This window comes from Taklimakanibacter deserti (assembly GCA_003574785.1).
In genome coordinates, this window is record QORU01000007.1 from 353,687 (window position 1) to 371,150 (window position 17,464).

Genomic DNA, 17,464 nt, shown 5'->3' on the forward strand with positions numbered 1-17,464 from the left:
CCATGCATCCCGCCCGGCAGACCCTGCGCAGTATCGCATTTGCATTCATACTCACCCTTGCCGGCGCCGCCGCCATGGCCGCCGCCATCAAGAACGGCGGCGAATTGCGCGCCGCCCTCACCGGCGAGCCCGATGTCCTCGACCCGGCCACGTCCTCCATCTATACGGGCGCCCAGGTCTATGAAGGCATCTTCAGCAAGCTCATCGACATGGACGCGTCCGGCAAATTCGTGCCCGATCTCGCCACCTCCTGGGAGCAGGTCGACGCCAAGACGTGGAAGTTCAACCTCGTTCCCAACGCCACCTTCCACAATGGCGAGAAATTCACCTCGGCCGACGTGAAATATACTTTCGAGCGCATCCTCGATCCGAAGACGGCGAGCGCCTATGCCGGCCTTTATGCGCAGATCTCATCGGTCGACGCCGCCGACCCCGCGGTCGCCGTCTTCCATCTCAAGTCTTCCTTCGGTCCCTTTCTCACCAACCTCGCCACCAACGGCCAGATCGTCAACAAGAAGGCGATCGAGAGCGGCGACGCGGCGCGCACTCCGGTGGGCACGGGCCCGTTCAAATTCGTCGAATGGGTGCAGGGCGATCACATCACGCTCGAGAAGAACGCGGCCTATTTCAAGTCCGGCCTGCCGCATCTCGACAAGGTCACCTTCCGCTTCCTCCCCGTCGACCAGAGCCGCATCGATGCGCTCTCGGCGGGCGAGCTCGACTGGCTCGATGCGATACCCTTGCAGCAGGTCGCGACGCTGAAGGACGATCCTCGCTTCACCTATGTGACGAGCCCGGTCGCCGGCATCCCCGACTTTTTGGCCCTCAACACCAAGCTGCCGCCCTTCGACAATCCGAAGGTCCGCCAGGCGATAGCTCTCGCCATCAGCCGCGCCGACATCCGCGATGTCGCCTATCTCGGCACCGGCGAGCTCGGCCTCATCGAGGTGCCGACCGGTTCGTCCTGGTATGACGATCAGGGCGTGTTCGCGGCTGCCACCGACATCGCCAAGGCCAAGCAGCTCCTGGCCGAAGCCGGCCATGGCAACGGCCTCACGATCGAATATCTCGGCCTGCCGCAATATCCCGAGCTCCTCAAGACCGGCCAGGTGGTGCGCGACGAGCTCAAGCAGATCGGCATCGAGATGACGATCAAGCCGGTCGACGTCTCGGTCTGGTTCGACGCCTATTCCACCGGCAAGTACCAGATCACCAGCGCCTATCAGGAGCGCACGATCGATCCCGACAATTTCTACTCGCTGGTGCTCAAGTCGGGCGGTCCGATCAACACCGTGGGCTATTCCAATCCCGAGGTCGACGCGCTCATCGACAAGGCGGCGGCGAGCGCCGATGAAGCCGAGCGCAAAGGCATCTACCGGCAGATCCGCACCATCACCACCAGCGATGCGCCGCTCGTCTTCGTGCATTTCGAGACGCTGAACTATCTCATGAACAAGAACGTTACGGGTTCCGCCATTACGCCGACGCTCAGCCTCCATATGGAGAATCTGGGCTTCACGGAGTAGCTTGACGGCAATGTTCTGTCAGTAGGGCAGTCCGACATAGTTCTCGGCGAGGGACGCCGAGGCAGCCCGGGAGTGGACGAGATAATCGAGCTCGGCTTCCTGGATGCGACGGCCGAAATCGCCGGCATCCGGGAAGCGGTGCAGCAGGCTCGTCATCCACCAGGAGAAGCGCACCGCCTTCCACACCCGCGACAGCGCCTTTTCCGAATAGGCATCGATACCGGCTTCGGACTTCTCCTGATAGACCTCGCGCAAGCCCCAATAGAGATAGCGCACGTCGCTGGCGGCCAGGTTGAGGCCCTTGGCGCCGGTCGGCGGCACGATATGGGCGGCATCGCCGACAAGGAACAAGCGGCCGAAGCGCATCGGCTCGGCGACGAAGGAGCGCAAGGGCGCGATCGACTTCTCGAAGGATGGGCCGGTGACGACATGCGCGGCGGCTTCAGGCGGCAGCCGGCCGCGCAATTCGTCCCAGAAGCGGTCGTCGCTCCAGTCCTCGACCTTATCGTCGATGGGGCACTGGACATAATAACGGCTGCGGTGGGTGGAGCGCATGGAGCAGAGCGCAAAGCCCTTTGGATGGCTGGCATAGATCAGTTCATGATGGGCCGGCGGCACCTCGGCGAGGATGCCCAGCCAGCCAAAGGGATAGGCGCGCTCATAGGTCTTGATCGCCGCTTCGGGCACGGATTTGCGGCTGATGCCGTGAAAGCCGTCGCAACCGGCGATGAAATCGCAATGGATGTGATGAGTGACCCCGTCCTTCTCATAAGCGACGGAAGGCGCCTCGCCGCCGAAGCCATGCGGCTCGACATTCAGGGCCTCATAGACGGTCGTCAGGCCGGCAAGCTCGCGCTTGTCGACCAGATCGCGCGTCAACTCCGTCTGGCCATAGACCATGACCCCCTTGCCGCCGGTGAGGTCGGCAATATCGATGCGATGCAAGCGGTTGCCGAAAGCGAGCGAAATACCTTCATGCCGCAGGCCCTTCCCGCGGAGACGCTGAGCCGCGTCCGCCTCGTCAAGGAGATCGATCGTTCCCTGCTCCAGCACGCCGGCGCGGACACGGCCCAGCACATGATCGCGGGTGGCGCGTTCGAGCACGATGTTGGAGATCCCGCTGTTGGCGAGAAGTTGTCCGAGCAAAAGACCCGACGGCCCCGCCCCGATGATGGCGACCTGCGTCCGCATGGCTTCCCCTCCTGCATCCGCTCCCCCGGAGACTGGCGCCGGTACCGACCACGCCACGGAGGCGGCGGCCTGATGAATCGCCAATGTTCCTATTTGAACCACACTCAGTGGCCCGGTCCAGTCCGATGCTGGTGCGGGCAAGGAGTGGTGAGGGTTAACGCAAGCACGAGATGCCGGGCTTCACCACCTTGGTGATGGTCCGCCGTGCCAGCTCGGCTTCACACAGCTGGGCGTGGATATCGTAGAGCTCGGCCACCGGGGGACTGGAGACGGAAGCGAGCTTGCGAGCCCGTGCGATCTGGCGCCGCAGCCGCCATTGTTTGGGCGCCAGCTTGCGAATAGACGTCATGGCCGTATTCCCTATCCCTGCACTATGATCACTTCTTCGCCGTCTTTCGCCGACGCATCGAGCTCGCCGTTCCCGGCGGGCATGACCACTTCCAGTATTCCGGCAGCCCGCGGCGTGAATTCGATCGCCTGGATCGCGCCGCGGCCCAGCAGCAGCGCCGAAATGATATCTTCCAGGGCGACATTCTCTTCCGGAAGCTGCTCCTGGATTTTCGTCGCCGCCGCATAGACATCGAGAATGCCCTTGTCTCGCTCGGTGCGCTCCAGCACATCGCGAATGGCATCTTTGAGGGTCGAGGACAAATGTATGTTCATGACGATTTCCCTTTGCTGCGAACCTAACCCCTTGGCGGGCGTAATCAATCCCGACAGTTCCCCATTGGCCGACAGCACGGCCTGCGCGCCTTGAGAGTCAAATGCCGCAAGTGCCTGGGGAACTCATTGCGGGCAAAATGAGTTGTGTTAGTAGAAAGCTTACAGTACGCAGGAGTGATCCATGGCTCTACGGCATCGGGCGATCCGTCTGCAGATCATGCTGGATGATGCGGAGGTGGCGGCAATCGAAGATTGGCGCTTCCGGAAGCGCATGCCGAGCCGAGCTTCGGCGGTGCGCGAGATCATTCGCAGGGGCCTCGCGGCTGAAGGATTTATCCTCGCCAATGCGGGTCATAGATCGTCAGACTACGGCGTTATTTCCACACCGGATAACAGCGAGAAGCCGCCGCGCAAGAACGAGTGATAAATTTGCCCCGAGCGAACGCCTGCGCCGGAACCACGCCGCCGGTCGAATGTTAGCTCCATCAGGTCGTGTCCTAATGGGTGGAGCGTGGGGCATTCCGAACATGATTTGCGCACAATGGCCGCCCAGGCCAGGCTCCTCGCCGCATCCCTGGTCGACCAGGCCATCCGCTGGGACTTCCTGCTGATCGCCACGCGGTTGGAGGAGGAAGCGGACGCGCAGCATGATGCAAAGGCTTCCGATCAACGAAAATCCATCGCCGAGTGATCTTGAACATGGCAGAACGATGCCATCGAGCAAGGGCGACCGATCATCGCCCGCTTGCGCTCCATCCGCATGCGGATGATCAAGCAACGGGAACAACTCCTCCAAAACAGGCGTTGGACGGGAAGGCTTGGTTTCCCTCGACGAGCCGCACTGGGTGGCAGCTCCAGCCTCGCGGCGAGGAATTGAAAGGACTGACTATGCGCATCCTGCCTTCACTTCTCATTGCTTCCGCACTTGCCTTCGGCGTTCCCGCCGCGCTGGCCGATGACATCTTCATTGCGCCGGAAATCGGCATCAAGTTCCATGACGATGGCAAGGTGAAGAAATACAAATCGCACAAATGGGATGGCGACGACCTCGCGGTCGGCGTCGTCGTGCCTGGGGATGTCGAATATTACGATGTGCCCGAGGACGTCATCGTGGCGACCCCGGCCCTCAAAAGTCACCGCTACGTATATCTGAACGATCACGTCTATATCGTCGACGGCGGTCGCCGCATCGTCGCCGTGGTCGAGTGAGCTGATCCCGAATTGCCGAAGCCCGGCTCTTTCGCCTCTCCCGAGGGAGAGGCGATTGTCGGCCTCATCAAATTTTCATCTTCCGCTCCTACCTTAAGGAACTTTCCACGACTTCCGTTGTTGATTGCTCCGCGCCGATCCGTTTCAGCGCAGCGGGAACCTTGATGACACATGAGGGAGACTAGCGTGGCACCCAAAGCTTTTCGCGGGGGCGTATCCCCGGCTCAAGCCCATCGCCTGCGCCAGCAGGCCAAGCGAACCAAGAAGGCCGCGCGTCTTGCGAAGCTCACACAGCTGGCAAAGGGCACGCAAGCCGGCACGCCGACGGCAGGAAGGCCGCGGCCAACGGACTGAACGAGGAGTCGTCCGTCAGGCCGGCAAGCGCCGGTCGTAGTCCTTCCTGAGACGGCTCCAACCGTCCCAGAACGGTTCGGGCTTCCGGCCCGCCGCCACGGCGGCCAATATATCGAGATGCATATGCCAGCCAGGGCCGACCATCAGCATGGTCTCGCGGTTCGCCAGGCGGCGATGGATGACGGTAAGAAGCACCTCATCGCCCTTCGATTCCAATTCGAAGGAGACATCACCGCTGTCTTCCCAGGTGAAGACGAGCTTGCGCGGCGGATCGACCGCGGTGATCCGACTCTGCATGCGAAACTCATCGCCAAAGCCCGCCGGACGCTCGCCCGGCGGATCGGTCAGCTCGTCATTGCGCCAGACGAATTCGAAGGGCGCCCCCGCCTTCATTTCCATCTCGCCCGCCGCCAGCCATTTGCGGCGCAGCTTGCTTTCGGTGAGATAGGCCCAGACGCGCTCGATGGGACCGGGCAGAAGGCGCTGGATCTTGAAGGTGGCGGGCTCCGTGAGCACGCCATAGGCGGCCTCCGTCATCAGCGATCTCCTTTTTTGCGTTTCGGGGATTTGCCGGCGTCCTCCGCCCGGAGGAGCCGTTCGAGCGCGTCCAGGCGGCTGGTCCAGAAGCGCTCATAGAAGCCGAGCCATTCGTGGGCGCCGGCGAGGGGCCCCGGATCGAGGCTGCACAGATGGGTGCGCCCTTTCACCTCGCGCCGGATCAGGCCGGCATTCTCCAAGGCCTTGATGTGCTTCGAGGCGGCGGCGAGCGAGATGGCGAAAGGTTCCGCCAGCTGGCCCACCGTGCGCTCGCCCTTGGCAAGCTCGCGCAGCATCTGCCGCCGCGTGGCATCGCCCAGGGCATGAAAGACGGTATCGAGCTGATATGTCTGTGATTCAACCATGTGGTTGAATATAGGTCGGCATCTTGAGATAGTCAACTCAACGGTTGAATATTTGTGGGCCCGGTCCGGTAGCTGTTGATGACCGGTGGCGATCATAATCTGGGCGTTCAAGGCGCGTACAATGGCGGCCACATTGACGGAAGGAGGACGACCCATGCGCATTCGCTCATTGACTGTCCTGATGATGATGCTGCTGCTTCCCGGCGCTCACGCCTTTGCCCAAGGCCAGCCGACGACGTCGATGTCCATCGAGGTGTTTCCTTTCGAATTGGAAGACAAGAGCGCCGGGGCGGGCATCATTCCTCCCGACGCCTACGACCGGCGCTATCTCGCCGAAGCGGCCACGGTCACTAAGGACATGCTCTCACAGTCCGGACGCTTTGCGGTCATCGAAGTGCCGGCGCTGGACGAGCCTGAGGCCGCGCCGCACGGATTGCGCAATTGCGGGGGCTGCGAAGGCCAGATCGCCAAAGAGCACGGCGCGTCCTTCGCCTTGCTCGGCGTCGTCACGCGCGTCAGCCGGACAGAGCATACGCTGTTCATCCGCATCCTCGACGCGCAAACCGGGAAAGCTGTCGCGCAGGGCTTCACCAATCTTCGCATGGGGGCGAACCACGCCTGGCCGCGCTCGGCGAAATGGCTGATGACGAACCGAATCCTGCGTTAAAGTGGCCGGTCGGCACGCTTGAAGAATCAAAGGCGCTCCGTCCATAACCGCGCCCTCAACAATGTCGAAAGGTGTTTCCCCCGTGACGTCCATCCATGCGCGCATTGCCGAAGAGCTCAAGGTCAAGGAGCAGCAGGTCGAGGCCGCGGTCGGCCTGCTCGATGGCGGCGCCACCGTGCCCTTCATCGCGCGCTACCGCAAGGAAGCCACGGGATCCCTGGACGATGCGCAATTGCGCACGCTGGAAGAACGCTTGACCTATCTGCGCGAGCTCGAAGACCGGCGCAAAGTCATCCTCGACTCCATCCGCGAGCAAGGCAAGCTCGACAAGGCGCTCGAAGCCCAGATCATGGCGGCGGACAGCAAGGCCAGGCTCGAGGACATCTATCTTCCCTACAAGCCCAAGCGCCGGACGAAGGCCGAGATCGCCAAGGAAGCGGGCCTCGCACCACTGGCGGACCTGCTGCTCGAAAGGCCGGAGAACGATCCCAAGATCAGCGCCCTGCCCTATGTCTCGCCCGAGAAGAACATCGCCGATGTGACGGCAGCACTCGATGGCGCCCGCGCCATCCTCATCGAGCGCTTCGCCGAGAATGCCGACCTGATCGGCGCGTTGCGCGAGGAATTATGGGCGAAGGCGCGTCTCAAATCGGAGGTCCGCGAGGGCAAGAAGGACTCAGGCGCCAAGTTCAGCGACTATTTCGATTTCGCCGAAGCCCTCACCAAGATGCCGTCGCACCGGGTGCTGGCCCTGTTCCGCGGCGAGCGCGAGGAGATATTGAGCCTCACCGTCGAGCCGGACGATCCGGCGACCAGCCCCAAGGTCAGCACCTATGAGCAGCGCATCATGCGCAGCTACGGCATCATCGACCAGGGCCGGCCCGGCGACAAATGGCTCGCCGAGACGGTGCGCTGGGCCTGGCGCACCAAGATCTTCATCACGCTGTCGATCGATCTGCGCCTGCGCCTGTGGACCATGGCCGAGGAGGAAGCCGTGCGCATCTTCGCCGGCAATCTGCGCGACCTCCTGCTCGCCGCACCGGCCGGGGCGCGGCCGACATTGGGACTCGATCCCGGCTACCGGACCGGCGTCAAGGTCGCGGTGGTCGATGCAACCGGCAAGGTGGTGGCGACGAGCACCGTCTATCCGCATGAGCCGCAGCAGCGCTGGGACGAGTCACTCGCCATCCTGGCGAAGCTGGTGCTCGAGCATAAGGTCGAACTGATCGCCATCGGCAACGGCACCGCCTCGCGCGAGACCGACAAGCTCGCGAGCGAGCTGGTGAAGAAACTCGCCCAGCCCAAACTCAACAAGATCGTGGTATCGGAAGCCGGCGCCTCGGTCTATTCGGCCTCGGCCTATGCCTCTGCGGAGCTTCCCGGCCTCGACGTGACGCTGCGCGGCGCCGTGTCGATCGCGCGAAGGCTGCAGGATCCGCTGGCGGAGCTGGTCAAGATCGATCCGAAATCGATCGGCGTCGGCCAGTATCAGCATGATTTGAGCGAGTTCAAGCTGTCGCGCTCTCTCGATGCGGTGGTCGAGGACTGCGTCAATGGCGTGGGCGTCGATCTCAACACGGCATCGGCGCCGCTCCTGGCGCGCGTCTCCGGCATCGGCGAGACGCTGGCGCAGAACATCATCACCCACCGCGACGCACATGGCCGGTTCGCAACCCGCCAAGCGCTGAAGGATGTGCCGCGGCTAGGTCCCAAGGCCTTCGAGCAATGCGCCGGATTCCTGCGCATCCCGGGCGGCGATGATCCGCTCGATGCCTCTGGCGTCCATCCCGAATCCTATCCGGTGGTGCGCCGGATCATCGAAGCCACAAGGAGCGACATCAAGCTCCTGATCGGCAACGCCCAGGTGCTGCGCGGCCTCGCGCCCAAGTCCTTCGTCGACGACAGGTTCGGCCTCCCCACCGTCACCGACATCTTGCGCGAATTGGAAAAGCCCGGGCGGGATCCTCGGCCTCTCTTCAAGACGGCGGAATTCAAGGCCGGGATCGAGACGCTCAATGATCTCGAGCCCGGCATGGTGCTCGAGGGCGTCGTCACCAATGTCGCCGCCTTCGGCGCCTTCGTCGATGTCGGCGTGCACCAGGATGGGCTGGTGCATGTCTCCGCCATGGCGAAGAGCTTCGTGAAGGATCCGCGGCAAGTGGTGAAGCCCGGCGACATCGTGCGGGTGAAGGTGCTGGAGGTGGACAAGCCGCGCAAGCGCATCAGCCTGACGCTCCGGCTCGACGACGAGGTGGGAAGCCAGCCCCAGCGCTCCCTCGGCGGCGATCGCAGCAGCGGCAAGCAGCGGCAGGCCGGCCCCCCGGCGGCTACGGGGAACTCCGCCGACGGCGCCATGGCCGAAGCCCTGCGGCGGGCCGGCCTCGGCGCGCGAAAGCCGTGATGCGGATTTAGTTCTAATTTTAAGGTTCCATTCTTGAAACAACGACGAAAGACTCTGTTTACCTCTTCTAATCTCGGTCTATAGTCGTGTCGCCCATCATGGCGGGTGGAAGAGTCGTGATCGGCGCAATCGGCTGTGTCCATAGAGGGGGCCCAAGATGAGCGAGCCGGACAAAAACGCTGTACCGAAGGACGAGATCGCAACTTTCCTTGCCCGCAAAGCAGAGGTCGGCAAGTCCGACCACGAGGCATTGCAGGATTATTTACGCGCAAAGCAGGCGGCCGCCGCTGCCGTAGCGGAACCACAACCGCCGGCGGAAAAAACAGGGAGCGGGATCAGCCGCCGCGGGCTGCTGTGGGCCGGAAGCGCGCTTGCCGCGGAGGCGGGCGCGTTGGCCTATGCCACGGCGCAAGGCACGAGCTCCAATGGGGAGCTCATCGAAGAGCCGCAGCGCGAGCCGATTTCGCGAGAACTGATCGATTACCAAGGCGGAGTCGGAGGAAAGTCGCTGGGCAACTGGATCGCGCTCCTGCCGACCAAGCTCGGCGGCGGAGTCTATGCCCTCGATCTCGACAGCAACCGGGTGCTCGCCTCCCTCTGGTATTGGAACTATGGCGACTTCAACCCGATCTCGCATCATATCTGCGCTTTCCCCAGCGCCGATCCCTATCGCGGCTTCGAATTCGTCAACTCCACCCAGGGCGGCAAGAACTGCCTGATCTTCGGCATCCCGACCAAGATCACCGAGCCCGGCCCCGGCTTCAACATCTACCGCGTCCGCTATGACGGGTCACAGATGCAAATGGTGGAGAATGTGTCGGAGACGACCGGGCTCGGCCTTGGCGTGCATGTCAACATCAATCCCAAGGACGCGCAGAGCTATTTCGTCACCGACGGCCAGAAGGACATCGCCGCCTGTTTCGACCGCGCCACGTCGGCGGTCAAGGCGGCGCTGAAGTTCGACTGGAAGCCGAACTCGACTACGCTGTCGCGTGCGTGGCAAGATGGCGGCGCGCTGACGATCTCGCGCATCTATCCCGACAAGACGACCGGCAAGTTCGACTATACCGGCACCAAGGGTCAGAAGATCGAGTGGGAAATGGTGCCGATGGGCGAGCTCTTCGTCGAAGAGGGAACGCTGCCGGGCGCAGACCCGATGAGCCTCTGCGGCGCCGACGGCACGATCTGGCATCCGAGCGGCCGCTGGGCCGCAACGGTGGTGAGATTGTGCGGCGGCGTCGCCGTGCTCGACGCCGAGAAGAACTTCGAGCCCGTCACCTTCCTGCAGTTCAACAAGGGCTCGCCCGGCCAGTATCCGGTGGTCAAAGTCGACGACGATCACTGGACCATTGCTTTCGACAAGATCCATTCGCCCGGCCATGAGATCGGATTTTCGCCGGACGGCCGCTATCTGTGCATGATGAACAATCTGCGCGAGAACAATTGCGGCGTGTTCCTCAGCGCGGATCCCGATCCGCGGAAGTGGAAGAAGATCGCCCATGTCGAGGATCCGCTGTGGCGCGGCAAATACCCCAATCCGTTCCACATGGTGTTCTCGCTCGATTCCAAGAAGCTCTATCTGTCGGTGCTCTATCCTTCGCCCGCGGCGAGCGGCATCATGGTCGTCGACACAGAGAGCTGGAAGATCATCAAGGAGATCCAGGGGATCGGGCCCGATCTGCAGACGCCCGCCATCACTTATGACGGCAAATATGTGCTCACCCCGTTCAGCGGCTTCCAGAGGCTGTCGAGCGGCATCGCCGTCGTGGAGACGGCGAGCGACACGCTGATCGGAATCCTGCCGAGCACCGGCGGCCACCATGATTGCGTCATCGTGCCCAACGAACTCGAGCACATGAAGCACACCCGCTCGTGCACGCTCTAGTTTCGGGCAAGCCTTAACGCCCGGCGATGATCGGCCTGTCCCTGCAGAATCTCGGGCGGCGCAAGGTACGCACGCTGCTCCTGGTGATGGCTGTCGCCATCAGCAGCGCAATCGCCTTCGCGGGCGCCCATCTCCTGCGCAGCATCGATGCGAGCCTCGCGGTCGGCTTCAGCCGGCTGGGCGCCGACCTGATGGTGGTGCCCGCCGATGCCGTCACCAACATCACCGCAGCCTTCCTGACCGCCGAGCCGACCGACAAGACCTTGAGCGCCGACCTCTTCGACCAAGGGACGCCGGACGGCGTCAAGCGCGCGGCTCCGCAACGGGTGTTTCGCACCGAGCATTCGGGCTTCGGCGGTCACGGCAACAGCGCCGACCTGATCGGCTTCGACCCCGAGCGCGACTTCACCGTCGGGCCCTGGATCGCCGAGCGTCTCCCGCGCGCGATGCAGCCGGGCGATGTCATCCTGGGGGCAGCGCGCGATCTGCCGCTCGGCGCCGAAATCCAGCTCTTCGGCCAGCCCTTCCGCGTCTATGCCAAGCTCGCCCGCACCGGTGTAGGCACGCATGAGCGCGGGATATTCATGCCCTCGCAAGAGCTCATCGGCCTCGGTTCGGCGATCCGCGCACAGATCGGAACGCTGCCCCCAATGCTCGATCCGGCACGCGTCTCGGGCTTCCTGGTGGAAGTCGCGCCCGGCGCTACCGACCTGCAAGCCAAATTCGCGCTCCTGTCGCATTACTCCGGGATCGCGGTGGTCAGCGGCGCCTCCATGCTGACCGGCATCCGCCAGGGGCTCATGGCGCTTTTCGGCGGCATGCTCGGCCTGACGGCTGCGATGTTCGCCAGCATCGCCATCATGGTCGCCGTCCTGTTCTCGGCAATCGTCGCCGAGCGGCGCGGCGAGCTCGGCCTGTTGAAGGCGATCGGGGCAAGGCGCTCGCAGATCGCCGGCCTGATCGTCGGCGAGGCGATGATCGCGACCGGCGCCGGCGGCCTCATCGGCGTCGCGATCGGCGTGCTGCTGCTGCGGGCCTTCGAACGCTCGCTCGTCTATCATCTCATGGAGATGGGCGTGCCGTTTCTGTGGCCGGGAGCGCGCTATGCGTTCCTCCTGGGGATCGCCTGCGTGCTCGCCGCGGCGCTGATCGGCGCGGCGGGAGCATTGGTGCCGGCCTGGCGCGCGAGCCGGCGGGACGCCTATGACCTGATCCGCGGCGAGGGCTGAGCCATGTTGTCCTGCCGCGATCTCAAAAAGACCTATGCCACGGCAAGCGGCGCCTTCGCCGCCGTGCGCGGCCTCGATCTCGACGTCCCGCCCGGCCGGTTCACCGCCGTGATCGGCCGGTCGGGCTCCGGGAAATCATCGCTCATGGCCATGATCGGCGGCCTGAGCCGCCCCGATGGCGGCAGCATCATGGTCGATGGCGCCGACATCTGGGGATTGGGCGAGCGGGATCTCGCCTCGTACCGCAATCGCAAGATCGGCTATGTGTTCCAGTTCGCGAGCCTCCTGCCGGCCTTGCGGGTGATCGACAATGTCGCTTTGCCGGCCCTGCTCGGCCGCGCCCTGCCGAGACCTGAGGCCTATGCGCGGGCGGGCGAACTCCTGGCCCATGTCGGGCTTAACGATCATGCCGACGCCTATCCTTCCGAGATATCCGCCGGCGAGCAGCGGCGCGCGGCGATCGCGCGGGCACTGATCAACCGGCCCAACATCCTCCTCGCCGACGAGCCGACGGCCGATCTCGACGAGAAGACCGAGCGCGAGATCATGACCCTGCTGATCGAGGTCAATCGCGAGACCCGTGCCACACTGGTCCTGGTGACGCATAATCTGGCGCTGGCCGCAGAAGCACAAGAGGTCGTGCATATCGAGAATGGGAGGATCGCGACGTGACGCGTCCGCCGCCGCTGCCCGATCTCGACAGCCTCAGCAGCGCCGAAAAGGACGCCCTGATCGTCAGCCTCTGGCAAGCGATCGATGCGATGGAGACGGCAGGGTCGATACGGCCCGCGCCTTCGGACGCAACAGAGCTACGCAGCCGGATCAGCCGGGCAGAGCCTGCGCGGCGCGCCAAGGAGCAGGCGCGGACCGGACTCAAGGCAAAGCTCTTCAAAGCACGATACGGGCTAGGGCTTCTAGCGGTGATCGCCATCGGCTTTGCCGCCGATTTCGCCATTGGCGCCTATCAGGCACATGCGCTGGCGCTGCGCCGGCAGGAAGCGCGGGCGCTCGAGAATGCAGCCTTCGCCGGCCTCTTTGTCGAGCTCACCGACGTCGCCTATGAGCCTGACGGCAAGTCCTACCGCGCCCGCCTCACTCTGCAGAACACGAACCCGGCCGCCCCGCTCTACATCATGCTCGATCCGGCGCGGGTCTTCGTGCAGGCCGGCCTGACCTGGCAAGGGGTGAGCACAGAGGCCGGATCGCGCGCCAGGGTGGTGAAGCTCGACGGCAGCGAAGACATCCAGGTGGTCTTCCAGGCCGACATCGCCAACTGGACCGAGCTCATGCCGGGCTATATGCATGTGCGCATCGAGAACCCGATGCTGATCAGCCGCAGCAGTGAGCCAACCGATGATCTCGTCGAGCGCGCCAACCGCTTCTATGTCTATCTCAAGCCGCAAGGATCCGACGATGCCGCGATCAGGAAGCGCATGAACTTCCCCGGCGCGCCGCCGATCTTCATTCCCATGCCCCCGCATTGAGGGCGCTCTACGCAGGGCAGGTGCCCTGAATTTGGGATTGTGAGCGCGCCCAACTCGCTTTATCGAGGAGCCTCCCGCCATCATTGGAGCCTCCAACATGAGCAAGCGTTCCCGGTTTCCTCAGCGTGTCAGAGCGCGTGAAACGCTCGTCGGACCGTGGATGAGCATCCCGCATCCGATGGTCGTGGAAATGATGGCGCAGGCCGGACCAGATTTCCTCCTCATCGACGGCGAGCATGCGCCGATCACGCCCCAGGCGCTGCCCGCTCTGCTGCCGGCGGCCGACCAGCAGGACCTGCCGGTGATCTATCGCGTGGCCTGGAACCGGATCGAGCTGATCAAGGCCGCGCTCGACAGCGGTGTCGCCGGACTCATGGTCCCGATGATCAATTCGGCGGCGGAAGCGGCGGAAGCCATCGCCGCCGCCAAATATCCCCCGATGGGCAAGCGCGGCATGGGAGCCTGGCGCGCATCGAACTATTATCTCGACGACGGCGCCTATGTCGAGCGTGCCAACCAGGACACGCTGATGGTGCTGCAGATCGAAACCAAGGAGGCGATCCGCGACATCAAGGCGATCGCGCAAGTGCCCGGCATCGATGCGCTGTTCATCGGCCCCGCCGACCTTTCGCGCTCGCTCGGGCTGGCGAGCACTGCGCCGGAGGCCGAATTGCGCAAGGCCTATGCGCAAGTGGTGCGCGCGGCCGAGCGGAACGGTATCGCCGCGGGCATAGATGTCGTGTCGCCGGACTATGCCGCGATCTATCGCGAGATCGGCTTCACCTTCATGACCTTCGGTACCGATTTCGGCTTCATCATCGACGCCGGCAAGGCCAGCCTGAAGAAATTTCGCGCCAAGATCAAAGCGGCCTGACTTCGAACGGGGAGGAGAAGCCCGTGGCAGAATTGGTTGCCTGCGCACTCACCCTCGGGATCGGCGCCACGCTCGTCATGGATCTGTGGGCCATCGTCCAGAGGCATGTTTTCGGGATCCCGTCGCTCGACTATGCCATGGTCGGGCGCTGGCTCGGCCATTTGCCGCGCGGGCGCTTCGCGCATCAGAGCATTGGCGCAGCCGCCCCTGTCGCCGGCGAGCGAGCGATCGGATGGATCGCGCATTATGCCATCGGCGTGCTCTTCGCCCTGCTGCTTCTCGCCATCTGGGGTCTCGGCTGGGCACGGCAGCCGACAGTCTTGCCGGCGCTCATCGTCGGTATCGGAACGATCCTGCTTCCCTTCCTGATCATGCAGCCGGCTTTCGGCCTAGGGATAGCCGCGGCCAAGACCCCGAAGCCCAACCGTGCCCGCCTGCTCAGCCTTGCCGCCCACACGGCCTTCGCCATCGGTCTTTATCTATCGGCCTGGCTCTGGGCGATAATCGCTAGTGCGTGATGATGGCGCTTTGCACTCGCCAAAGCTCAAGATTTTGGCGAAGGCATCGTGACTTTCTCCAGCGCGTTGGCGACGGCGGAGGTCAAAAGGAACAAACGGTTGGATCTTAGCGGAAAACGTCGAAAACCAAACCCCCCATAGAAAACAGCAGCGTGTTCATCCTTGGCATCAACAACGATGGCAAAAACAGCAAGCGATTGCGTGGCCGATAGAATGCGGCGCAGCGCATCTGCCACGAGGAGCTCGCCAATAGCTTTGCCACGAACACGTACATCTCGCGCCAATCGTCCAATCAACGCGGCCGGAATGCCATCATAGCGCGGGAGTTTGCGCGCAATCTCTTCAGGCAAGTCATCAAGATCGAGCTTGAACGAGCCCAGGCTGTAAAAGCCGACAATCCCCAAGTCCGAATCCACGGCAACAAATACTCGCGCGATATTGCGACGGTCGTCCTGACCAGCTCTGCGCCAGAACCATTCGTCGAGCTCGATTTTTCCGCAGGAGAACTTCGAGCGGTCGTGTTGCTTGCCCAGCGGTTCGAAGATGAGGCCCAATCTTCAACCGATCAATTCGCGGTGACGGCGAAGAGCAGTGACAAGCTTATCGGTTGGTTCAGGCGGATTCGTCAGGGCGTCGAGAAAGGCTTGCCGGTCAGCGCCGGTCAGGACCATCCGCTCGTGCTCGTCCAGTACGCGGCGCGCCCCTTCATAGGCGAGATCCCCGGCGGTCAAGCCGGTCACGGCCATCGCCCGCTGTATCAGTTCTTTGGCCGACGCGCCGACACGCAACTCGATCCTCTCGCGCTTGATCTCGCGGTCCGGTTTCCGGCGACTGGACGTCGTGGGCATTTGATGTCTCCTTCGGATCCTATGTACGGCATAACGCCGTGCATTTCAATACCGTGAAGTCGCATGCCGGATACCTCGAACCGACCTCGCACTTCCAAAAAAGCCGCGAGATAGTTTCTAATCTTGGAAACTATCTCTTGCCCTGCCGGCGATGGCCGCCTAATAGTTTCCCGAATTGGAAACTATCTGGTGCCCACCGTGTCGCTGACCCTCTATATCCATCCCCTCGCCTCCTTCTGCCACAAGGTGCTGATCGCATTTTACGAGAACGACACGCCCTTCCGCGCCGAAACCGTCGATTTCAGCGATCCGGGCTCGGCCAAAGCTCATCTCGAACGCTGGCCGGTCGGCAAGATACCGGTGCTGTTCGACGACAGGACGATGCGCGTCATCCCCGAAACCAGCATCATCATCGAATATCTGCAGGAGAACTATCCGGGGCGCGCCGCTCTCCTGCCCAAAGACGCGGCCGTGCGGTTGGAGACACGCCTGTGGGACCGCTTCTTCGATCTCCATGTCAACACGCCAATGGGCAAGATCGTCACCGACCGCATCCGGCCGGAAGGCAAATCCGACGCCTATGGCGTGGCGGAGGCGCGCGCGACGCTCACCACCGCCTATGCGATGATCGAAGAGCAGGTGTCGTCGCATGACTGGGCGGCAGGCGATGACTTCACGCTCGCCGATTGCGCCGCCGCCCCCGCCCTCTTCTATGCTTCGATCGTCCATCCCTTCGGCAAGCGCCAACCACATCTCGCGCAGTATTTCGATCGGCTGCTCGCCCGTCCCTCGGTCAGCCAAGTGATCGATGAAGCCCGGCCGTTCTTTCCGATGTTTCCCTATCGCGACGCGATGCCGGCGCGCTATCTGACCGGCTGACCGAAGGGGAGGCCCTGAGATGAAGCCCGAGCAGTTCGACCGCCTGTTCCACGCCCTCGCCGATCCCTACCGGCGCCAGATGGTGGAGCGGCTGGCGCGCGGCCCCGCATCGGTGAAGGAACTCGCCGGACCGATCGAGATCGCCTTGCCTTCGGCCGTCAAGCACCTCAAGGTGCTGGAAGAAGGCGGCATCGTGCTGTCGGAAAAGACGGGACGGGTGCGCACCTACAGGATGCGGCCCAATGCCCTCAGATCCATCAGCCAGTGGGTGAAGCAGCGGGAAGCGGCGATGAACAAGGCCTTCGACCGCCTGGTCCAGGCCATGCAGGATTTCCCGGAAAAGGACGAGTGAAAATGGGTGTCTTCGTCAGCCATACGACCTTCGTGATCGAGCGCGATCTGCCGGGAAGCCCGGCGCATGCCTTCCGCTTCTGGTCGGAGCACGCGCGCAAGCGGCAATGGACGAGCTGCCATCCGGACTGGGCGGTGCTCGAGGACATATTCGATGTGCGCATCGGCGGCCTGGAAAAGGTCCGCTGGCGCACGCTGGAGGGCGTCGAGCATGGGTACCGCGCCCATTATCTCGACGTCGTGCCGGGCAAGCAGATCATCTATGCCTATGCGATGAACACCGGCGCCGTGCAAAATTCGGCGGCGCTCGCCACCGTCGAATTCGTCGGCCAGCGCGGCAAGACGAAAATGACCTATACCGAGCAGGCCGCCTTTCTCGACGCGGCCGATGCCAAGGGACGCAGCCAGGGCACGGAAATGGGATTCGACAGGCTCGCTCTGGCGATCGAGAGGAGCCTCGCCGTCGCGCATTGAAAAGAAGCA

At 63.3% G+C, this 17,464-nt stretch carries 22 protein-coding genes; 15 read left to right on the forward strand and 7 right to left on the reverse strand.

The window, feature by feature from the left end:
• The first annotated feature begins 2 nt into the window (after positions 1-2).
• Positions 3-1,526, forward strand: coding sequence for an ABC transporter substrate-binding protein (locus DS839_RS17075; RefSeq protein ID WP_119271643.1), 1,524 nt, complete (start codon positions 3-5; stop codon positions 1,524-1,526).
• A gap of 18 nt (positions 1,527-1,544) precedes the next feature.
• On the opposite strand, the gene pobA is transcribed toward DS839_RS17075, so the two are convergent.
• From pobA to DS839_RS17090, 3 genes are all read right to left on the reverse strand, one after another.
• Positions 1,545-2,717 carry a 4-hydroxybenzoate 3-monooxygenase gene (gene pobA / locus DS839_RS17080; RefSeq protein ID WP_119271644.1) on the reverse strand — a complete coding sequence of 391 codons (1,173 nt, stop codon included), beginning with the start codon at positions 2,715-2,717 and terminating at the stop codon, positions 1,545-1,547.
• A 154-nt stretch (positions 2,718-2,871) separates the two neighbouring features.
• Complete coding sequence (locus DS839_RS17085; RefSeq protein ID WP_119271645.1) at positions 2,872-3,066, reverse strand: hypothetical protein; 195 nt, start codon at positions 3,064-3,066, stop codon at positions 2,872-2,874.
• 11 nt (positions 3,067-3,077) lie between these two features.
• Positions 3,078-3,458, reverse strand: coding sequence for a hypothetical protein (locus tag DS839_RS17090; protein WP_162918609.1), 381 nt, complete (start codon positions 3,456-3,458; stop codon positions 3,078-3,080).
• A gap of 103 nt (positions 3,459-3,561) precedes the next feature.
• Between DS839_RS17090 and DS839_RS17095 the strand changes: the two genes are divergently transcribed.
• The 3 genes from DS839_RS17095 (at position 3,562) to DS839_RS36545 (ending at position 4,589) form a co-directional block, all read left to right on the forward strand.
• Positions 3,562-3,804 (forward strand): hypothetical protein, encoded by a 243-nt coding sequence (locus tag DS839_RS17095; RefSeq protein ID WP_119271647.1) that lies wholly within the window; start codon positions 3,562-3,564, stop codon positions 3,802-3,804.
• 117 nt (positions 3,805-3,921) lie between these two features.
• Entirely contained in the window at positions 3,922-4,071 is a 150-nt protein-coding gene (locus DS839_RS36540) for a hypothetical protein (RefSeq protein WP_162918610.1), read from the forward strand.
• Between the two features lie 182 nt (positions 4,072-4,253).
• The gene (locus DS839_RS36545) at positions 4,254-4,589 is read left to right on the forward strand and encodes a DUF1236 domain-containing protein (RefSeq protein ID WP_162918611.1); all 336 of its coding nucleotides are present in this window, start codon (positions 4,254-4,256) and stop codon (positions 4,587-4,589) included.
• Between the two features lie 369 nt (positions 4,590-4,958).
• Here the strand turns inward: DS839_RS36545 and DS839_RS17105 are convergent, their stop codons facing one another.
• Positions 4,959-5,480 carry an SRPBCC family protein gene (locus DS839_RS17105; protein ID WP_119271649.1) on the reverse strand — a complete coding sequence of 174 codons (522 nt, stop codon included), beginning with the start codon at positions 5,478-5,480 and terminating at the stop codon, positions 4,959-4,961.
• Positions 5,480-5,845, reverse strand: coding sequence for an ArsR/SmtB family transcription factor (locus DS839_RS17110; RefSeq protein ID WP_119271650.1), 366 nt, complete (start codon positions 5,843-5,845; stop codon positions 5,480-5,482). The genes DS839_RS17105 and DS839_RS17110 overlap by 1 nt, the downstream gene beginning before the upstream one ends.
• Before the next feature lie 121 nt (positions 5,846-5,966).
• Here DS839_RS17110 and DS839_RS17115 point away from each other — a divergent pair, with 121 nt between their 5' ends.
• The 8 genes from DS839_RS17115 to DS839_RS17150 all read left to right on the forward strand — a co-directional run bounded on the left by DS839_RS17115 (position 5,967) and on the right by DS839_RS17150 (position 14,903).
• The gene (locus DS839_RS17115) at positions 5,967-6,512 is read left to right on the forward strand and encodes a DUF2380 domain-containing protein (protein ID WP_162918612.1); all 546 of its coding nucleotides are present in this window, start codon (positions 5,967-5,969) and stop codon (positions 6,510-6,512) included.
• An 82-nt stretch (positions 6,513-6,594) separates the two neighbouring features.
• Positions 6,595-8,913, forward strand: a complete 2,319-nt coding sequence (locus tag DS839_RS17120; protein WP_368911694.1) for a Tex family protein — start codon at positions 6,595-6,597, stop codon at positions 8,911-8,913.
• 157 nt (positions 8,914-9,070) lie between these two features.
• On the forward strand, positions 9,071-10,798 hold the full coding sequence (locus DS839_RS17125; protein ID WP_119271653.1) for a hypothetical protein: 1,728 nt from the start codon (positions 9,071-9,073) through the stop codon (positions 10,796-10,798).
• Positions 10,799-10,824: 26 nt separating this feature from the next.
• Complete coding sequence (locus tag DS839_RS17130; protein WP_119271654.1) at positions 10,825-12,027, forward strand: ABC transporter permease; 1,203 nt, start codon at positions 10,825-10,827, stop codon at positions 12,025-12,027.
• 3 nt (positions 12,028-12,030) lie between these two features.
• Entirely contained in the window at positions 12,031-12,699 is a 669-nt protein-coding gene (locus tag DS839_RS17135) for an ABC transporter ATP-binding protein (protein WP_119271655.1), read from the forward strand.
• Positions 12,696-13,511, forward strand: a complete 816-nt coding sequence (locus DS839_RS17140; RefSeq protein WP_119271656.1) for a hypothetical protein — start codon at positions 12,696-12,698, stop codon at positions 13,509-13,511. Before DS839_RS17135 ends, DS839_RS17140 begins: the two co-directional genes overlap by 4 nt.
• Before the next feature lie 97 nt (positions 13,512-13,608).
• Positions 13,609-14,385, forward strand: a complete 777-nt coding sequence (locus DS839_RS17145; RefSeq protein WP_119271657.1) for an HpcH/HpaI aldolase family protein — start codon at positions 13,609-13,611, stop codon at positions 14,383-14,385.
• Positions 14,386-14,408: 23 nt separating this feature from the next.
• Positions 14,409-14,903, forward strand: coding sequence for a DUF2938 domain-containing protein (locus DS839_RS17150; RefSeq protein ID WP_368911695.1), 495 nt, complete (start codon positions 14,409-14,411; stop codon positions 14,901-14,903).
• Positions 14,904-14,929: 26 nt separating this feature from the next.
• Here the strand turns inward: DS839_RS17150 and DS839_RS17155 are convergent, their stop codons facing one another.
• Together DS839_RS17155 and DS839_RS17160 are read right to left on the reverse strand one after the other, a co-directional pair.
• The gene (locus tag DS839_RS17155) at positions 14,930-15,457 is read right to left on the reverse strand and encodes a GNAT family N-acetyltransferase (RefSeq protein WP_119271658.1); all 528 of its coding nucleotides are present in this window, start codon (positions 15,455-15,457) and stop codon (positions 14,930-14,932) included.
• A gap of 3 nt (positions 15,458-15,460) precedes the next feature.
• Complete coding sequence (locus DS839_RS17160) at positions 15,461-15,751, reverse strand: type II toxin-antitoxin system TacA family antitoxin (RefSeq protein ID WP_119271659.1); 291 nt, start codon at positions 15,749-15,751, stop codon at positions 15,461-15,463.
• Between the two features lie 198 nt (positions 15,752-15,949).
• Between DS839_RS17160 and DS839_RS17165 the strand changes: the two genes are divergently transcribed.
• The 3 genes from DS839_RS17165 to DS839_RS17175 are packed head-to-tail and all read left to right on the forward strand — an operon-like array spanning position 15,950 to position 17,455.
• Positions 15,950-16,630: a glutathione S-transferase family protein gene (locus DS839_RS17165; protein ID WP_119271710.1), complete on the forward strand. Its 681-nt coding sequence runs from the start codon at positions 15,950-15,952 to the stop codon at positions 16,628-16,630.
• 19 nt (positions 16,631-16,649) lie between these two features.
• A complete protein-coding gene (locus DS839_RS17170) occupies positions 16,650-16,982 on the forward strand; it encodes an ArsR/SmtB family transcription factor (protein WP_119271660.1) in 333 nt (110 codons plus the stop codon).
• Between the two features lie 2 nt (positions 16,983-16,984).
• Positions 16,985-17,455, forward strand: a complete 471-nt coding sequence (locus tag DS839_RS17175) for an SRPBCC family protein (RefSeq protein WP_119271661.1) — start codon at positions 16,985-16,987, stop codon at positions 17,453-17,455.
• Positions 17,456-17,464: the final 9 nt, after the last annotated feature.